Raw genomic sequence first — 16,025 nt, 5'->3', positions numbered from 1 at the left:
CGTCGTCATCGGCCCTCCTCCTCTTCCGGCCGGTCGTCGCCGGTCCGCCGGCCGGTCCGCCACCGGGGGCTCTCCGGGCCACCCCGGGCGGTGTCGTCGACGTTCTCGTCCGGCTCGCTCGGCTCGAACGCCGGCCGGCGTACCTCGTGCGGCTCCGGTACCTCGATCGGCCGGGCGCCGGAGTCGGCCGGCGGGTGGTGCGCGACGGCGGCGTCCGCGCCGTGCGCCCCCTCCGGGGCCGGGACCTCGCCCTCGGGGTGCGGCGTCTCGTGCCGCAGCTCGTCGCGGGCCTCCTGGGGTGGTCGGGTGGACCGCTGCGGCAGGTCCCGGCCGAGGTCGGCGACGAGCGGGCCGTACTTCGCGTCGAAGGCGGGCCGCTCCGACCGGATCCGGGGCATCCGGTCGAAGTTGCGCAGCGGCGGCGGGGAGGTGGTCGCCCACTCCAGGGAGTTGCCGAAGCCCCAGGGGTCGTCCACCGCCACCATCCGGCCGAACCGCCACGACTTCCAGACGTTGTAGATGAAGAAGAGCGTGGAGAAGCCGAGCACGAAGGAGCTGATCGTGGAGAAGGTGTTCAGCGCGGTGAAGCCGTCGGTCGGCAGGTAGTCGGCGTACCGACGGGGCATCCCCTCGTTGCCCAGCCAGTGGTGCACCAGGAAGGTGCCGTGGAAGCCGAGGAACATGGTCCAGAAGTGGGCCCGGCCGAGGCGCTCGTCGAGGAGCCGGCCGGTCATCTTCGGGAACCAGAAGTAGACCCCGGCGAAGGCGGCGAAGACGATCGTGCCGAAGAGTACGTAGTGGAAGTGCGCCACCACGAAATAGGTGTCGTGGGTGTGGAAGTCCACCGGCGGGCTGGCCAGCAGCACCCCGGTCAACCCGCCGAAGAGGAAGGTGACCAGGAACCCGATCGAGAAGAGCATCGGCGTCTCGAAGGTGAGCTGCCCCTTCCACATCGTGCCGATCCAGTTGAAGAACTTCACCCCGGTCGGTACGGCGATCAGATAGCTCAGCCAGCTGAAGAACGGCAGCAGCACCTGGCCGGTGCCGAACATGTGGTGTGCCCAGACGGTCATCGACAGGATCGTGATCGCGATGGTGGCGGCGACCAGACCCTTGTAGCCGAAGATCGGCTTGCGGGCGAAGACCGGGATGACCTCGGTGATGATGCCGAAGAACGGCAGCGCCACGATGTAGACCTCGGGATGGCCGAAGAACCAGAAGAGGTGCTGCCAGAGCAGCGGGCCGCCGTTGATCGGGTCGTAGACGTGCGCGCCGATCCGGCGGTCGGCGTAGAGCGCGAGCAGCGCGGCGGCGAGCAGCGGGAAGACGAGTACCACCAGCAGGGCGGTGAAGAGCATGTTCCAGGTGAAGATCGGCATCCGGAACATGGTCATCCCGGGCGCCCGCAGGGTCAGGATGGTGGTGATCAGGTTGACCGCGCCGAGGATGGTGCCGAGGCCGGAGAGGACCAGTCCGATCACCCACATGTCCGGGCCGATCCCCGGCGAGTGCTGGTCCCGGCTCAGCGGGGTGTACGCGGTCCAGCCGAAGTCCGCCGAGCCGTTCGGGGTGAGGAAGCCGGCCAGCACCAGCGAACCGCCGAGCAGGTAGAGCCAGTACGCCAGCGCGTTGAGCCGGGGGAACGACACGTCCGGGGCGCCGATCTGCAACGGTACGACGTAGTTGCCGAAGGCGAACGCCAGCGGGGTGGCGAAGAGCAGCAGCATGATCGTGCCGTGCCCGGTGAAGAGCTGGTTGTACTGCTCGGGGGAGAGGAACTGCATTCCCGGCCGGCCCAGCTCGGCGCGCATCAGCATCGCCATGGCGCCGGCGATGACGAAGAAGCCGAACGCCGTGGTGAGGTAGAGCAGGCCGATCTGCTTGGCGTCGGTGGTGCCGAGCAGCCGGATCAGGGTGCTGCCCCGGATCGCCCTGCGGATCTGGCCCGGGTGGCCGCCGGACCGGGAGGGTGCCAGGACCAGCGGCCCGCGCTCCCGCCCCTGCTCCCGATCCTCCCCGCGCTCCCGCTCGGGTTCGGTGACCGCCCGCTTCGGCATCCCCGGCTCACCTCGTAGCTGATCACGGCTAGGACGAGGGGCGGCTACCCGGTAAACCGACGGCAAAACCCGGCAGGCCGACCATTTCGCCTCGCTTTGCCTCTAACGGGTGAAAACCGACGAAGGCGGGCCGGGTCGGGCGTCGGGCCGCAGCGGTGCCGGACCGTCAGGCGCGGACCGGCGACGGATCAACCGAGGGATCAACCGGGTACGGGTCGACCGGTCGGGTGGCCGACCGACGTACCCGGTCGTACAGCTCGACATAGCGTTGCGCCATCGTCGCCGGGGTGAACCTGCGGCTGGCCTCCCGGCGGCAGTCCCGCTCGTCCAGCCGGCCGACCTCCCGCACCAGGTCGGCGAGGCCCTCCTCGTCCTCGGCGAGCAGTCCGGTCCGGCCGTGCTCGATCAGCTCCGGCAGGCAGCCCCGGCCGATCGCCAGCACCGGGGTGCCGAGGGCCAGCGACTCGATCACCGCCGTCCCGCCGGGCTCCTCCCAGCAGAGCGGGAAGAGGCTGGCCCGGGCCGCCGCCACCAGCTCGTCCCGGGCGCCGCCGGCCACCATCCCCACCCAGCGCACCCGGTCGCCGTCCACCAGCGGGGCGACCTGCTCCCGCCAGTACCGTACGTCCGGATTCTGATCCGCCTCCGGCCCGGCGGCGGCCAGCTCCTCCGGACGCAGGTACGGCCCGACCGGTCCGGCCAGCACCAGGTCGAACCCGGCCTGGTGGGCCAGCCGGGCCCCCACGTGCTGCCCCTTGCCCGGCGTGATCCGGCCGAGGATCACCAGGTGGTCGGACTTCTCCACCGGCGGCCGTCGGTCGGCCGCCACCGCCAGCGGAGTGGCCAGGTGCACGTGCCCGACCGCGTGGTCGCGCAGCGCCTGCGGAGCCCGGGCGAGCTGCGCCGCCGAAACCCCGTTCACCCGTACCCGGTCACCGCCGTCCAGATATCCGTAGAGGTCCGGATGCTTGCCGAGGTCCCAGTGCAGGGTGTGCAGCGCGGGCCCGCTCCCCGGACCCATCGCGGTCAGCACGGCCAGCCCGACCGCCTCCACGTGGTCGTGCACCAGGTCGATGTCGTCCCGCTCGCGCAGGGCCCGGACCACCCCGTTCAGGTGCGCGTGCGAGATCCCGCAGACCTGGTTGTACGGCCGTTGCAGCGCCCCGAACTGGCCGTCCGGAAAGACCGACAGCAGTTCGTCGACCGGCAGCGTGGCGTCGGCGGTCGAGGCGAGCACCACCCGTACGCCGAGCCGGCGCAGCTCCGGCACCAGCGTGGCGACGACGTTCTCGATCCCGCCGTACCCGGGTGGCGGCACCGGGAGCCACGGGCCGGCGTTCATCAGCACGGTCAGGCCCATCCGTCCTCCCCGGCCGCACCGCCGTACCCGGTCACACCGCCGTACCCGGTCACACCGCCGCCCCCCGGGACGACGGCCGCAGTTCCACCAGCGGCGGGCGCTCCCGGACCGAGACGTCGCTGATCACGATCTCCCGATCGAGGTTGGGCAGCGCGCTGCTGCCGTCCCGGCGGAACTGCACCAGCAGGTTCCCCGGCGGCGCGCTCTCCTCGACCAGGCCCCGCCGGCAGAGCCGCTGCCACACGGTGTGCATGATCTGCCCGGACATCCGGCCGAGCGCCTCGGTGTCCTGGTGCCGGTGCAGGCGTTCGCCGAGGTCGACCTGGGCCAGGGCGTCCAGGCCGCACATCTCCAGCAGGTCGATCAGCATCGCCGTCTCGACGCCGTAACCGGAGACGAAGGGCACCCGTTCGAGTACGTCCCGACGGCCGGCGTACTCCCCGGCGAGCGGCTGGACGAAGCCGGCCAGTTCCGGCCAGAAGAGGTTGAACAGCGGTCGGGCCACCAGCTCGGTCACCCGGCCGCCGCCCTCCGCCTCGACGCCGCTGGTGCCGACCAGCGGGCGGTGGTAGAAGCCCTTGACGAACGCGACCGACGGGTCGGTGAGCAGCGGGCCGAGCAGCCCGGTGACGAAGTGCGGCTGGAACTCCCGCAGGTCGGCGTCGACGAAGGCGACCAGGTCCCCGGTCGACGCCGCCAGCCCGGCCCAGAGGGCGTCCCCCTTGCCGTCCAGCCGGGGCAGCCCCCGGGTCATCTCGTCCTGGCTGACCACCCGGGCCCCGGCCGCCGCCGCCACGACGGCGGTCCGGTCGTTCGACCGGGAGTCGACCACCACGACCTCGTCGACGAGGTCGATCTGCTCGACCAGGCAGGCCCGGATCGCCGCCACGATCGCGCCGACGGTGGCCTCCTCGTCCCGGGCCGGGATCACCACACTGACCGTGCGGCTCCCCTTCAGGTATGCGAGCTGTCGCGGCGTCCACTGGTCGGCCACCCCGGTACGGTGGGTGGACCACGCCTCCAGCGCCGGTGACACGGGTGTACGCGAGCGCCGCACGGCGACCTCCCCCACTGCCTCGACCGGCGCCCGGCCGGGCCCCGGTGCAGCCCTCCAGCCTTCCCCGCCGGCCCCGGATCAACCGTCCCGGCACCCGGCCGACGGCACCCCGGGGACGGGTCGCCGGACGCCGCTCACAATCCGCCCATCCGGGCACACCCGGGCGGTACGGACATCCGGCCGCCGACCCGGCGGAGAGCGGACCCGGCACCGGCCGGGCGGGCCGCACTTTGCCGGAGAGTTCGCGTACCGTTGCCCGTCATGGGTGTGTCGCAACGGTTGAAGACCAGGGTCCGGCGTTTCCTCCAGCGTCCGGGCACCACAGTTGATCTGGCGCCGCTGGAGAAGCTGCTGCCCACGATCGAGGCGCGCGAGGAGGACCTCACCGAGCTCAGCGACGAGGAACTCACCGAGGCCGCCGGTAGGGCCGAGGACTTCGTCGAGATCTGCGCGGTGGGCCGCGAGGCCGCCCGGCGCGGGCTCGACCAGCGGCCGTACGACGTCCAGCTGCTCGGCGCCATGTCGCTGCTGGCCGGCAAGGTCGCCGAGATGGCCACCGGTGAGGGCAAGACGCTGACCGCGACGATCGCCGCGTACGGGCACGTCCGGCGGGGCAACGGGCCGGTGCACGTGCTCACCGTCAACGACTACCTGGCCCGCCGGGACGCCGAGTGGATGGAGCCGGTCTACCGGCTGCTCGGGCTGAGCGTCGGCTGGGTGACCGAGGCGTCCACCCGGGAGGACCGTCAGGCGGCGTACGCCTGCGACGTCACCTACGTCTCGGTCAGCGAGGCCGGCTTCGACTTCCTCCGCGACCAGCTCGTCACCGACATCGACGACCGGGTGCAGCCGCCGCTGACCACCGCGATCGTGGACGAGGCCGACTCCATCCTGATCGACGAGGCCCGGGTGCCGATGGTGCTGGCCGGCGCGGTGCCGGGCGAGCAGGACCCGGTGCACCAGGCCGCGGCGGTGGTCCGTGGGCTGCGGGCCGGGCGGCACTACACGGTCGCCGACGACGGCCGCAGCGTCGCCTTCACCGACGCCGGGCTGGCCGAGGTCGAGTCCCGGCTCGGCGGCGTCGACCTCTACGACGACGAGCACGTCGAGCAGCTCTCCGCGGTCAACGTCGCGCTGCACGCGCACGCGCTGCTGCACCGGGACGTCGACTACATCGTCCGCAACGACGGGGTCGAGCTGATCGACGAGATGCGCGGCCGGGTCGCCCAGCGCCGCCGCTGGCCGGACGGGCTCCAGGCCGCCGTCGAGGCGAAGGAGGGGCTCGACGCCACCGCCGAGGGTGAGGTGCTCGGCACCATCACCGTGCAGGCGTACGTCGCGCTCTACAAGACCGTCTGCGGGATGACCGCCACGGCGGTGCTGGTCGGCGACCAGTTGCGGGAGTTCTTCTCGCTGGAGGTGGCGGTGATCCCGCCGAACACCCCCTGCGTCCGGATCGACGACCCGGACCGGATCTACGCCACCCGGGGTGAGAAGGAAGAGGCGCTGATCCAGGAGATCCAGGAGCAGCACGAGACCGGCCGCCCGGTGCTGATCGGCACCCTGGACGTGCAGGAGTCGGAGCGGCTCGCCGAGGCGCTGCGCGAGGCCGGGGTGCCGTGCACGGTGCTGAACGCCAAGAACGACGCCGAGGAGGCGGCGATCATCGCCGAGGCCGGCAAGTACGGCGCGGTGACCGTCTCCACCCAGATGGCCGGCCGGGGTGTCGACATCCGGCTCGGCGGCAGCGACCAGGCCGACCGGGACCGGGTCGCCGAACTCGGCGGCCTCTTCGTGATCGGCAGCGGCCGGCACGACAGCCGGCGGGTCGACGACCAGCTCCGGGGCCGGGCCGGCCGGCAGGGCGACCCGGGCCGCTCGGTCTTCTTCGTCAGCCTCGAGGACAACCTCGTCGTCCGGCACGCCCCGGACGCGATCCCGCCCTCGCCGCGGATGAACGCCGACGGTCTGGTCACCGACGAGCAGGTCGACTTCGCCGTCGAGCACGCCCAGCGGATCGCCGAGGGCGTCAACCACGAGATCCACCGCAACACCTGGCGCTACAGCGTGGTGATCGAGCAGCAGCGCAAGGCGCTGGCCGAGCGCCGGGAGCGACTGCTCACCACCGAGGTGGCGGCGCAGATGCTGACCGAGCGCTTCCCGGAGCGGGCCAAGGAGATGGACGAGGAACTCCTCTCCCGGATCGGCCGGTCGATCGCGCTCTACCACCTCGACCGGCTCTGGGCGCAGCACCTGGCCGAACTCTCCGAGGTGCGCGAGGGCGTACACCTGCGGGCGCTCGGCCGGCTCGATCCGCTCGACGAGTTCCACCGCTCGGCGGTGCCGGCGTTCAACGCGCTCGTACCGGAGATCGAGACCCGTACGGTGGAGACCTTCGAGGAGAACGAGTTCGACGACGACTGGCAGCCGGGCGAGGGTGAGCTGGCTCGACCCAGCGCCACCTGGACCTATCTGGTGCACGACAACCCGTTCGGCTCGGAACTCGACCGGCTGATCGCCGCCGTCGGTCGCCGGCTCAGCTCCAGCCCGCGCTGACCCGTCACCCACCCGCGGATCCCGGGGTTGATCGTCGGAAGCCTGACGGCAACCCCGGGGCGGGTGGGATCGTTCTCTTCCTGGAACGGGTGGTTTGTCCACCCGGCGCTCGGGTAGTAGCGCAGGTCCGTACCGGCGCGGGATCGGTGACGGCGGGGGAGAGGCGACCATGAGACAGGCGACGGTGCGAACCGGACGTACCGCGGGGGGCGCGGTGGTGGCGGGGGTTCCGGAACGGTGCTGAGGCTGAGGACGACGACGGAGCCGTCGACCGAAGCCCCGGGCGTGCTGGAGACCGCCGCCCTGCTCCGCGAAGTGACTGCCGGACTGATCGCGAGCGACGACTTCGACGCCGCGCTGGACCGGCTGGTACGTACCGTCCGGGACGCCATCCCAGCGGTGAGCTGGTGCGGCGTCACCGTGTTGCGGGCCGGGGCGCCCGCCTCGGTCGCGGCCTCGGAGCCCCGACTCGGTGACCTCGACGACGTCCGGCACGGCTCGGACGGTCCGGCGATGACGGCGATCCGCTCCCGGGAGATGGTCTGGTCGGCGGACCTGCGTACCGAGACCCGGTGGCGGCCGTGGACCGGCCGGGCGCTGGCGCTCGGCGTACGCGGGGTGCTCGCCGTACCGGTCGACGTCGACGAGCACGTGGTCGGGTCGATCAACCTGTACGCCCGCGAGCCCGGCGTGCTGACCGCCAGTCAACAGCTCACCGCGATGCTGCTCGCCGAACACGTCGGATTGCTGCTCGGCGCCGTACGGGACCGGTCCCGGCAGACCGAACTGGCCGACGCGGCCGACGACACGCTCTCGGCCGGTCAGGTCATCGACCAGGCGGTCGGGGTTATCATGACCCAACGTGGCTGTCCGGCCACGGAGGCGCTACGGGTGTTGCGGTCCGCCTCGGCGGCGCTGGCCATTCCGTTGCGGGACGTGGCCGAGCGGCTGGTCACCTCGGTGGCCCGTCGTCGCGACAACTGACCCTCCGCCGTGGTACGCGCGATGCGGCGTCGTTTCGGCGGGGTGGCCCGGGGGTAGCACGCTGAGGGCTGGTCGACGAGCGAGCCGGGAGGCGCCACCATGCAGAGCCGCCTACGGGTGCACGGTCATCCGATCCAGCCGATGCTGGTGACCTTTCCGTTCGGCCTGTTCGTCTGCGCCACGGTCTTCGACCTGGCCGACGTGGTCGGCGGCCCGGCGATCCTCGGGCTGGTCGGCTACTGGACGGCGGTGGCGGCGCTGGTCGCGGGCGGTCTCGCCACGGCGGCCGGCATGATCGATCTCTGGGACGTGCCCGGTGATCCGACCCGGCGCACTGCTATCACCTTCAACCTGGTGAACGCTGCCGTGGCGGTGCTCTTCGTCTTCGCCTGCCTGATCAGGTCCGGCGTGCCGGAGCACGGGGCGAACGCCGGCCTGGTCGCGGTCGAGCTGCTCGGCCTGCTGGTGGGCGCGGTCGGGGTACGGCTCGGCGGCAGCCTGGTGCGGCAGTTCGACCAGGGGCGTACCGAGCCGACGAGCTTCGACGGGTTCGGCCCGCCGGCCAGTTCGGTCGCCGGGGGCTTCGGCCGACGCCGCGGCGGCTGACCGACCGGCACCCGGCAGCGGCCGGCACTCGGCAGCGTCGTCAGGGGTGTGCGGTCGCCCGGTGCTCGGCGAGCAGGTCGGCACCGAAGTCACCGCGTGGGCGGCGGAGCACGCTGTGCGCGTGGTTGCCGTCCTCACTGGTGTTGTCGTACTCGATGAGCAGGTCCTCGCCCTGGATCCGGTAGTAGTGCCGCCCGCCCGGCCTGGTCGGACCCTCCCAGGCGAAGTAGAGGTCGCCCCGGGCGACCCGGGCCGCCTCCTGGCGGGCCAGCTCGGGCGGGAGCCGGTCGAGATAGAGCGCGACGAGCTGGTCGAGCAGTGCCCGGCCGGTCGGCCCGAGTCCACCGGCCCGGAGCCCGGCCGGTTCGATCCGGCTGTCGAACCGTGCCCGGGTACCACTGCGGATGTCGGCCGGTGCCTGGTCGGCGACGATCGCCGCGCCGCGCCCGTCCGGGCCGATCGCGTCGAGCAGGGCGCGGGCGAGATCCTCCTCGGGCCCGAGGGGTCGGCTGACCGGGCGGCCGGCGTAGCTCACCGTCGCCGGGTTGGCGCCGAGGAAGAGCGGGGCGGGGGAGACCCGGTCACCGGCCACCGTCATCGTGACCGAGAGGTGGTGTCCCTCGAACCGCCAGGACCACTGGTCCTCCCGGGCCGGGTCGCCGAAGACCACGATCCGGTAGTCGTCGCTGTGCCGGCCCCGCCGCCACTCCTCCTGCCGGTCGAGCACCTCCTCCAGGGCCATCACGGCGGTCGCCTGCGCGTACGCGTGCGGGCTCAGCGCGGTGGCCAGCAGCCGGTGGGTCGCCTTGCGGCCGGTCCGGTCGAGGTCGGCGAGGCAGGCGCCCGGTCGGGGCAGCGGCCGGTACTCGATCCAGCGCCGGCCGGCCTCGTCGCCGAACGGACGGGTGGCCAGCGCCCGGGCCGGACCCGGTAGCGCGTCCAGCAGTGCGGTGGCCGCCGTCCGCATCTGCCCGGCCAGGTTGGTGTTGCGCATTCCCCCTGTATACCGGCTGTGCCGGCACTCCTGACGACCAGGCTCTCGGCCGTGCGGTCGGGCCCTCTGGCGGGCCGTGCGGTCGGGCCTCCGGTGGGCCGTGCGGTCGGCGTGCGTTCGGCGACGAGGTCGGCTGGCGCCGGGCGGTACCTGCCGGTGTGCGGTCGCGTCCGGTCTGCTCACCCGGCCCACCTGTGTCTGTCCGGGTCGGACGGTCGCCGCCGGCCTGCCCGGGTTTCCGGCGGAACCGGTTGATGCCTTGTGGAGCGTGCCTGGTCGGAGGATGATCGGAAGAAGTTCCTTGATCGTCAATAATGTGACTGGGATCACATCGACGTCCACCATCTCCAGGTAAGGTCTGGTCAATCGTTAACCCCTTTCGAAGGGTGCCGCCAGATGTTCAGACTCTCCCCACAAGGGCCGCGGCGACTCCGGATCGTCGGGCTCGCCGCTCTCTCCTTCCTGGTGGTGACCGTTGCCGTCGCTCCGGCAGGCAATGCCCAACCGATGGCCGCGACGGACCGGACCACAACGGACGTCGCCGCTCCGCCGGGCGTGGACGAGATCTCCAGCAGCCCGAACCTCCGCCAGATAGCCAACGTCCCCAAGCAGGGCAGCTTCGCCACCGAGGCCGCCCTCGACTCGGACCTCGCCTTCCAGGGCCGGTACGTCTTCGCCGGCAACTACGAGGGCTTCGTCATCTACGACGTCAAGAACCCCGCCCGGCCCACCATCGTCTCCCAGGTGGAGTGCTCGGGCTCGCAGAACGACATCTCGGTCTACGGCGACCTGCTCTTCCTCTCCACCGACGACCCGCGCAGTGACGACTCGTGCGACAGCACGAGCGTGCCGCGCACCGAGACGGTCTGGGAGGGCATCAAGGTCTTCGACATCAAGGACAAGCGCAACCCGCGCTACGTCAAGTCGGTGAAGACCGCCTGCGGCTCGCACACCCACACCCTGGTGCCGAGCAAGGACAAGAAGTCGGTCTACCTCTACGTGGCCTCGTACGGACCGTCGGACACCTACGCCGGCTGCGCGACGCCGCACGACTCGATCTCGATCGTCAAGGTACCGCTGAAGAAGCCGACCCAGGCTGCGGTGGTGGCGGTGCCGAACCTCTTCCCGGACGGCGGCAACCCCGGTGGCAACGGCAGCTCGACCACGAGCGGCTGCCACGACATCACCGTCTACCCGAGCAAGGACCTGGCCGCCGGCGCCTGCATGGGTGACGGCATCCTGCTGAACATCGCCAACCGCGAGGCGCCCCGGGTGATCAACCGGGTACGCGACACGGTGAACTTCTCGTTCTGGCACTCGGCGACGTTCAACAACTCCGGCACCAAGGTCGTCTTCACCGACGAACTCGGCGGCGGCGGCGCCGCGACCTGCGTCGAGACCGTCGAGCCGACCCGGGGCGCCAACGCCATCTACGACATCGCCGGTCGGGGCGACGGCCGCAACCTGGTCTTCCGGAGCTACTACAAGATCCCGCGGCTGAACACCACCCTGGAGAACTGCGTCGCGCACAACGGGTCGCTGATCCCCGTGCTCGGCCGGGACATCATGGTCCAGGCGTGGTACCAGGGCGGCATCTCGGTCTTCGACTTCACCGACTCGGCCCGCCCGGTCGAGATCGCCTACTGGGAGCGGGGTCCACTCTCGACGGAGCGCCGGATCACCGGCGGATCGTGGTCGGCGTACTGGTACAACGGCCACATCTACTCCAACGACATCCAGAAGGGCCTGGACGTCCTGGAGCTGCGGGACTGGCGGATCTGGACGGCGCACCTGACCCGGTTCAAGGAGCTGAACGTGCAGACCCAGCCCAGCTACCTGGGCAGCAACTGGTAGCCACGGCCGTACGCACCGGGCGGCCCGGTCCCCGCGAGCGGGGGCCGGGCCGTTCCCGTGATAACTTGCCCGACCTGTGGGAGGGGAGGGCCGGTGCGGGACGGCATCTACGTCGGCCAGGCGGAGATCGACGGCGCGGAGAACGGCGGCTGGCTGCTCGGCCACTTCATGCCGCCCGGCGTTGACGTGCGGCACAGCGCCGAGGTGGAGGTCAAGTGGGGGGTGCACCCGGCCGGTGACACCCGGGCCGAGTGGGTGACCGGGGAGCGGCGTACCGCCCTGCTGGTGCTGGTCTCCGGCCGGTTCCACGTCGAGCTGCGGGACCGTACCGTCGTGCTGACCAGACCGGGTGACTACGTCGTCTGGGGACCCGGGGTGGACCACTCCTGGCTGGCTCCGGAACCGGCGGTGGTGCTCACGGTCCGCTGGCCGTCGGTGGCCGGCTACAAGGTCGCCGCGAGCTGAATCGGCCGCACGGGTCGGCCGTACCCGGCGGCGGCGGAGGCGGCCGGCGGGTCCGGGAAACGGTACCGGGTCCCCGTGCCCGGGGGACCGACCGCCGCGACGGGGGCATGCGGGGCCGGTTCCTGGGCACGGGGACGTCCTCGGTGCCGGTCAGCCGAGTGTGCAGCTGACCGCCGGGGCCGGATTGCTGCCGGTCCAACTGCCGACGAAGCCGAACGTGGCCGTACCGCCGGGCGCGAGCGAGCCGTTCCAGCCGACGTTCCGGGCGGTCACGGTGCCGCCGCTCTGCGACACGGTGGCGTTCCAGGCCTGACTGACCTGTTGACCGGCGCCGAAGGCCAGCTCGGCCGTCCAGGACCGGCCCGCCGTGGTGCCGTTGTTGGCAACCGTCACCTCACCCTGGAAGCCGCCCTGCCACTGCCCGATGCTGCGGTAGGTCGCCGTACAGCCGCCGGCCGGTGGTGCGGTGGTGGCGGTCGGCGTCGGCGTCGGTGTCCGGGTCGGCGGTGGGGTCGGGGTACGGGTCGGCGGCGGGGTGGGCGTGACGCCGTCCAGCACCGCCGCCAGCGCCGGATACCACCGGTCGGACATCTTCTGGTCCCCGGCGGCGTTGGGGTGCACCCCGTCGTAGGTGTCGCTGCCCGTGCTGAAGCCGGTCCACTGGTCGACCACCACGATCGGCGATCCGGCGGTGCTCTTCGACGCCGCCCAGCCCGGAATGGCGTCGTTGAGCGCCACCACCCGCTGGCCACACTCGGCGCAGGTGCTCGGCGCCATCGGGATGATCTTCGCGACCAGGATCTTCATCGCCGGGTTGCTGGCCCGCATCTGGTCCACCAGCTTCCCGTACGCGGCGAGGATGGTCGAGGTGGCCCGGTTGCTCCAGACGTCGTTGGTGCCGAAGTGCATCAGTACGACGTCCGGGCGGGTGGCGGCGAGCCACGGCGGCAACTGGTTCTGGTCGGCCACGGTGGTCACCAGGGCGCCGCCGTGCCCCTCGTTCTCCCCGTCGTACGGCTGTCCGCAGCCCTGCGGGCCGAGCGTGCCGACGAAGTCGATATCGGTGTACCCGGTGTTCTGCAACCGGTTCCAGAGGATGGAGCGCCAACAGCCCGGGGAGCCGGTGATCGAGTCGCCGAGCGGCATGATGCGCACGGGTGCCGGTGCCTCCGCCGGTAGCGCGGGTCTGGCGACGACGACCGTGCCGAGCGCGACGGCGAGCGCGGCGAGCACGATGCTGAGCAGGGGCCTGCGGAGCATGGTTGTCTCCTGTCACGGTGTTAGGGGTGGAACGTGCCCGGCCCTGTGCGCCCGAGATATTCAAACAGGTAACTGGATCAGAACTCAACCGGTACCGTCCGCCTACGGTCCGTGTCGTCTGCCTGCCGGCCGTTACGCCGACGGTGAACGGGTCTCCGTCAGCCTGTCGCCGGGCGCGAGGATGGACCGGTGACAGAGCACGACGCGGCGGTACGCCGGCTCGACCTCGGCTACTTCGTCCGGTCGGCGGCGGAGGCGGGCGAGCCGCACCCCCGGGTCGAGCCGGCGTACGGCTACCTGGTCCGGCGCCCGGAGGGGTTGCTGCTCTTCGACACCGGCATCGGCGAGCTCGACCCGGAGACGGAGGCGCGCTACCGGCCGGTCCGCCGGTCGGTGCTGGCGGCCCTGGCCGCCGCCGGGATCGGCCTCGACGAGATCGCGCTGGTGGTCAACTGCCACCTGCACTTCGACCACTGTGGTGGCAACCCGGCCCTGGCCGGCCGGCGGATCGTGGTGCAGCGGGCCGAGCTGGCCGTGGCCCGACAGCCCGGTCACACCATCCCCGAACTGGTCGATTTCCCGGGTGCCCGCTACGAGGAGCTGGACGGCGAGGCCGAGATCTGGCCGGGGGTGTGGATCCTGCCCACCCCGGGGCACACCGTCGGGCACCAGTCGCTGGTGGTACGCCAACCGGACGGCACCCTCGTCCTCGCCGGGCAGGCGCACGACTTCGCCTTCCAGTTCGGCTCGGCCCAGCTCGCCCTGCGGGCGGCCCGGGACGGGGTGGCGGAACCGCTGCCGCCGGTGCCGGGGTGGCTGCCCCGGCTGATGGACCTCGACCCGGCCCGGGTGCTCTTCGCGCACGACGGCGCGGTCTGGGAACCGACCTCCGACGAGTGGCGGCGGGTGTGACTTGAGGCCGACGTACCCTGCTGCGGCGCCTGTTGCATCGTCCGTCGTCAGTCCCAGACCGGCACCCACCACTGCCACCCGGCAGGCGCCGGTGGCCAACTGGGATCAGGGCACCAACCCGGTGGAGGAGTCCAACCTTTCGGCGCCGGTGGCCAACTCGGTGGTACGGCAAATTCGATTCCCGTCGGTCGCGGTGGAATCACACCGTGGGCCTGGAGGACAACCGCTACCAGATCAGGTACTGGCGACACGTGGTCGATCGTGGCCGGCGATTTCGGCGTACCGGCTGGCGACGCGGCGGTAGTGCCCAGCCAGGTCTCCGGTAGCTCGTGGGCTCGTACGACGTACAGCACCACTTCCGCCTTGATCCTGTTGCCTTTGACGATCGCCCGGGCGGCTGTCGTGGTGCCCACCGCAGCGAGGTGCCTGATCGCCGGTAACAATTCCCCACTCATCTTGGGAGTGAGCTGCCCGACCCGCCTCTCGTCGATCCGGACCTCGACGACCGGACGTGAGCTACGAGCCAGCTGCTCCATCAGCTCGTGCAGGGTCACGAATACCCAGCATTCGCCCTCCGGGCGCAGTAGCGGGGCGAGCGCGTCCAGGTGTTTTTCTTCGCCGGTCACCTGGATTGCACCTCCGAGCGGCAGCACGCGGTGCTCGCCGTTCGGCGGCATGTTGGCCGGTACGAGCATGTGTGGTTCCGCAAGGTCCAGTCGTACCGAGCCCTGGAACGACGACCGTCGGTCATCGAAGTCCGACCACTCGGATCCCCACACGCGGGCGGAGACTTGCGGCAGCCAGCCTTCCGCCGTCAGTGCCGACAGAACCGACACGTATCGTGCTGCCTCCACGCGGGGCAGGTACCCGATTTGGTTCCTGCCAGACCAGACCCCCACCGCGTTGCGGTCATGCCGGTTCTTCGGCTCTGGAATCAGCTGAACCGGCACGTTGATCTCAGTACCCGTTGGCTTGAAGTCCCTACCGAACATCCCACGAATCGCTTTGGTGTAATGGCTCTCGCCGGCTACTTCGGTACTGGCCCAGCCGCGCTGACCCCAGAGGTCGAAAGGGATTGACATCGCTGAACCGTAACGAAGAGCTGAAGCCTTGACGGAGACCCGGATGGGCACGGGTGCGCATCGAGTGGGCAGCCATCGTCAGCCGAGTGTGATGGAATGCCGTCCCTGGGTGCGAGGGTGCCGTCACAGGCACGAGCCGGGAGTCGGGTGACAGGGCCGGGTAGGAACGCATTCCTCGCCGGAGCGGCACCTACCGCCGCCCGTCACACGGGATCAGCGAGTGCTCTTGGGCGGCGGGGTCAACAGGCGGCCGAGCATCACGGCCGGTTGGAACTTGGATCGCGCGAGCACCGGTGCCCGGCCCGAAGCCGGACGGGCCGGGGCCCTCGACATCGTCGAGACGCGGGCGGCCGGGCTCCGCTGACAGCGCAAACCGTTGCCTCGTAGGCGGACTTGGCCGAAGCTGGGTCGAACCCGCGCTGCGGTCGGCGGGATGCAGGAGGGGTGGCCGAATGTCCGATGACGTCAGGGTGGCGGCGCTGCGCGAGGCCGAGCGGCGGCTCCAGGCGGCCCAGCTCGCCTCGGACGTCGCCGAGCTGGACCGACTGCTCGACGAACGACTCGTCTTCACCGGCCCGGACGGCAACCACTACGGCAAGCAGGACGACCTGCGGGTGCACCGCACCGGGGAGCAGGTCCTGACCGAGGTCCGCGAGGAAGAGTTGACCGTCCTGGTCAGCGGCGACACCGGGGTCACCTGGTTTCTCGGCACCCTGGCCGGGACGATGGCCGGCACGCCGTTCACGGCACGGGTGCGGTACACGCGCACCTGGATCCATGTCGACGGTGGCGGCTGGCGACTGCTGGCGGCACACGTCAGCGCCGTATGACCACCTCC

General features: G+C 71.3%; 13 protein-coding genes. 7 read left to right on the top strand and 6 right to left on the bottom strand.

The genetic code is table 11. The annotated features are described in order from the left end of the window. Positions 1-5 precede the first annotated feature (5 nt). The 3 genes from ctaD to C6W10_RS19075 form a co-directional block, all read right to left on the bottom strand. Positions 6-2,057, bottom strand: a complete 2,052-nt coding sequence (ctaD, locus tag C6W10_RS19085; RefSeq protein ID WP_107259243.1) for a cytochrome c oxidase subunit I — start codon at positions 2,055-2,057, stop codon at positions 6-8. A gap of 166 nt (positions 2,058-2,223) precedes the next feature. Further along, positions 2,224-3,417: a glycosyltransferase gene (locus tag C6W10_RS19080; protein ID WP_107259242.1), complete on the bottom strand. Its 1,194-nt coding sequence runs from the start codon at positions 3,415-3,417 to the stop codon at positions 2,224-2,226. A gap of 49 nt (positions 3,418-3,466) precedes the next feature. Continuing rightward, positions 3,467-4,474 carry a glucosyl-3-phosphoglycerate synthase gene (locus tag C6W10_RS19075; protein ID WP_107264090.1) on the bottom strand — a complete coding sequence of 336 codons (1,008 nt, stop codon included), beginning with the start codon at positions 4,472-4,474 and terminating at the stop codon, positions 3,467-3,469. A 261-nt stretch (positions 4,475-4,735) separates the two neighbouring features. Between C6W10_RS19075 and secA2 the strand changes: the two genes are divergently transcribed. From secA2 to C6W10_RS19060, 3 genes are all read left to right on the top strand, one after another. Next, positions 4,736-7,030 (top strand): accessory Sec system translocase SecA2, encoded by a 2,295-nt coding sequence (gene secA2, locus C6W10_RS19070; RefSeq protein ID WP_107259241.1) that lies wholly within the window; start codon positions 4,736-4,738, stop codon positions 7,028-7,030. A gap of 246 nt (positions 7,031-7,276) precedes the next feature. After that, on the top strand, positions 7,277-8,014 hold the full coding sequence (locus tag C6W10_RS19065) for a GAF and ANTAR domain-containing protein (RefSeq protein ID WP_107264089.1): 738 nt from the start codon (positions 7,277-7,279) through the stop codon (positions 8,012-8,014). A gap of 99 nt (positions 8,015-8,113) precedes the next feature. Further along, on the top strand, positions 8,114-8,620 hold the full coding sequence (locus C6W10_RS19060) for a DUF2231 domain-containing protein (protein WP_107259240.1): 507 nt from the start codon (positions 8,114-8,116) through the stop codon (positions 8,618-8,620). Between the two features lie 40 nt (positions 8,621-8,660). On the opposite strand, the gene C6W10_RS19055 is transcribed toward C6W10_RS19060, so the two are convergent. Further along, positions 8,661-9,614, bottom strand: a complete 954-nt coding sequence (locus C6W10_RS19055; protein ID WP_107259239.1) for a DUF3500 domain-containing protein — start codon at positions 9,612-9,614, stop codon at positions 8,661-8,663. Positions 9,615-10,010: 396 nt separating this feature from the next. Between C6W10_RS19055 and C6W10_RS19050 the strand changes: the two genes are divergently transcribed. Then, a complete protein-coding gene (locus tag C6W10_RS19050) occupies positions 10,011-11,468 on the top strand; it encodes a hypothetical protein (protein ID WP_199853213.1) in 1,458 nt (485 codons plus the stop codon). A gap of 93 nt (positions 11,469-11,561) precedes the next feature. Further along, positions 11,562-11,933: a signal peptidase I gene (locus C6W10_RS19045; protein ID WP_107259237.1), complete on the top strand. Its 372-nt coding sequence runs from the start codon at positions 11,562-11,564 to the stop codon at positions 11,931-11,933. 150 nt (positions 11,934-12,083) lie between these two features. Here C6W10_RS19045 and C6W10_RS19040 read toward each other — a convergent pair whose 3' ends face one another. After that, the gene (locus C6W10_RS19040; protein WP_107259236.1) at positions 12,084-13,193 is read right to left on the bottom strand and encodes a cellulose binding domain-containing protein; all 1,110 of its coding nucleotides are present in this window, start codon (positions 13,191-13,193) and stop codon (positions 12,084-12,086) included. Positions 13,194-13,382: 189 nt separating this feature from the next. Here C6W10_RS19040 and C6W10_RS19035 point away from each other — a divergent pair, with 189 nt between their 5' ends. After that, on the top strand, positions 13,383-14,105 hold the full coding sequence (locus tag C6W10_RS19035) for an MBL fold metallo-hydrolase (RefSeq protein WP_107259235.1): 723 nt from the start codon (positions 13,383-13,385) through the stop codon (positions 14,103-14,105). 47 nt (positions 14,106-14,152) lie between these two features. Here the strand turns inward: C6W10_RS19035 and C6W10_RS19030 are convergent, their stop codons facing one another. Then, the gene (locus tag C6W10_RS19030; RefSeq protein ID WP_107259234.1) at positions 14,153-15,187 is read right to left on the bottom strand and encodes an HIRAN domain-containing protein; all 1,035 of its coding nucleotides are present in this window, start codon (positions 15,185-15,187) and stop codon (positions 14,153-14,155) included. Between the two features lie 452 nt (positions 15,188-15,639). Here C6W10_RS19030 and C6W10_RS19025 point away from each other — a divergent pair, with 452 nt between their 5' ends. Then, positions 15,640-16,017, top strand: coding sequence for a nuclear transport factor 2 family protein (locus C6W10_RS19025; protein ID WP_107259233.1), 378 nt, complete (start codon positions 15,640-15,642; stop codon positions 16,015-16,017). Positions 16,018-16,025: the final 8 nt, after the last annotated feature.

Origin of the sequence: Plantactinospora sp. BB1 (genome assembly GCF_003030385.1) — a bacterium.
In the GTDB taxonomy this organism is placed as follows: domain Bacteria; phylum Actinomycetota; class Actinomycetes; order Mycobacteriales; family Micromonosporaceae; genus Plantactinospora.
The sequence above is the reverse complement of the archived record's forward strand: the minus strand, read 5'-3'. Positions and strand labels throughout refer to the sequence as shown.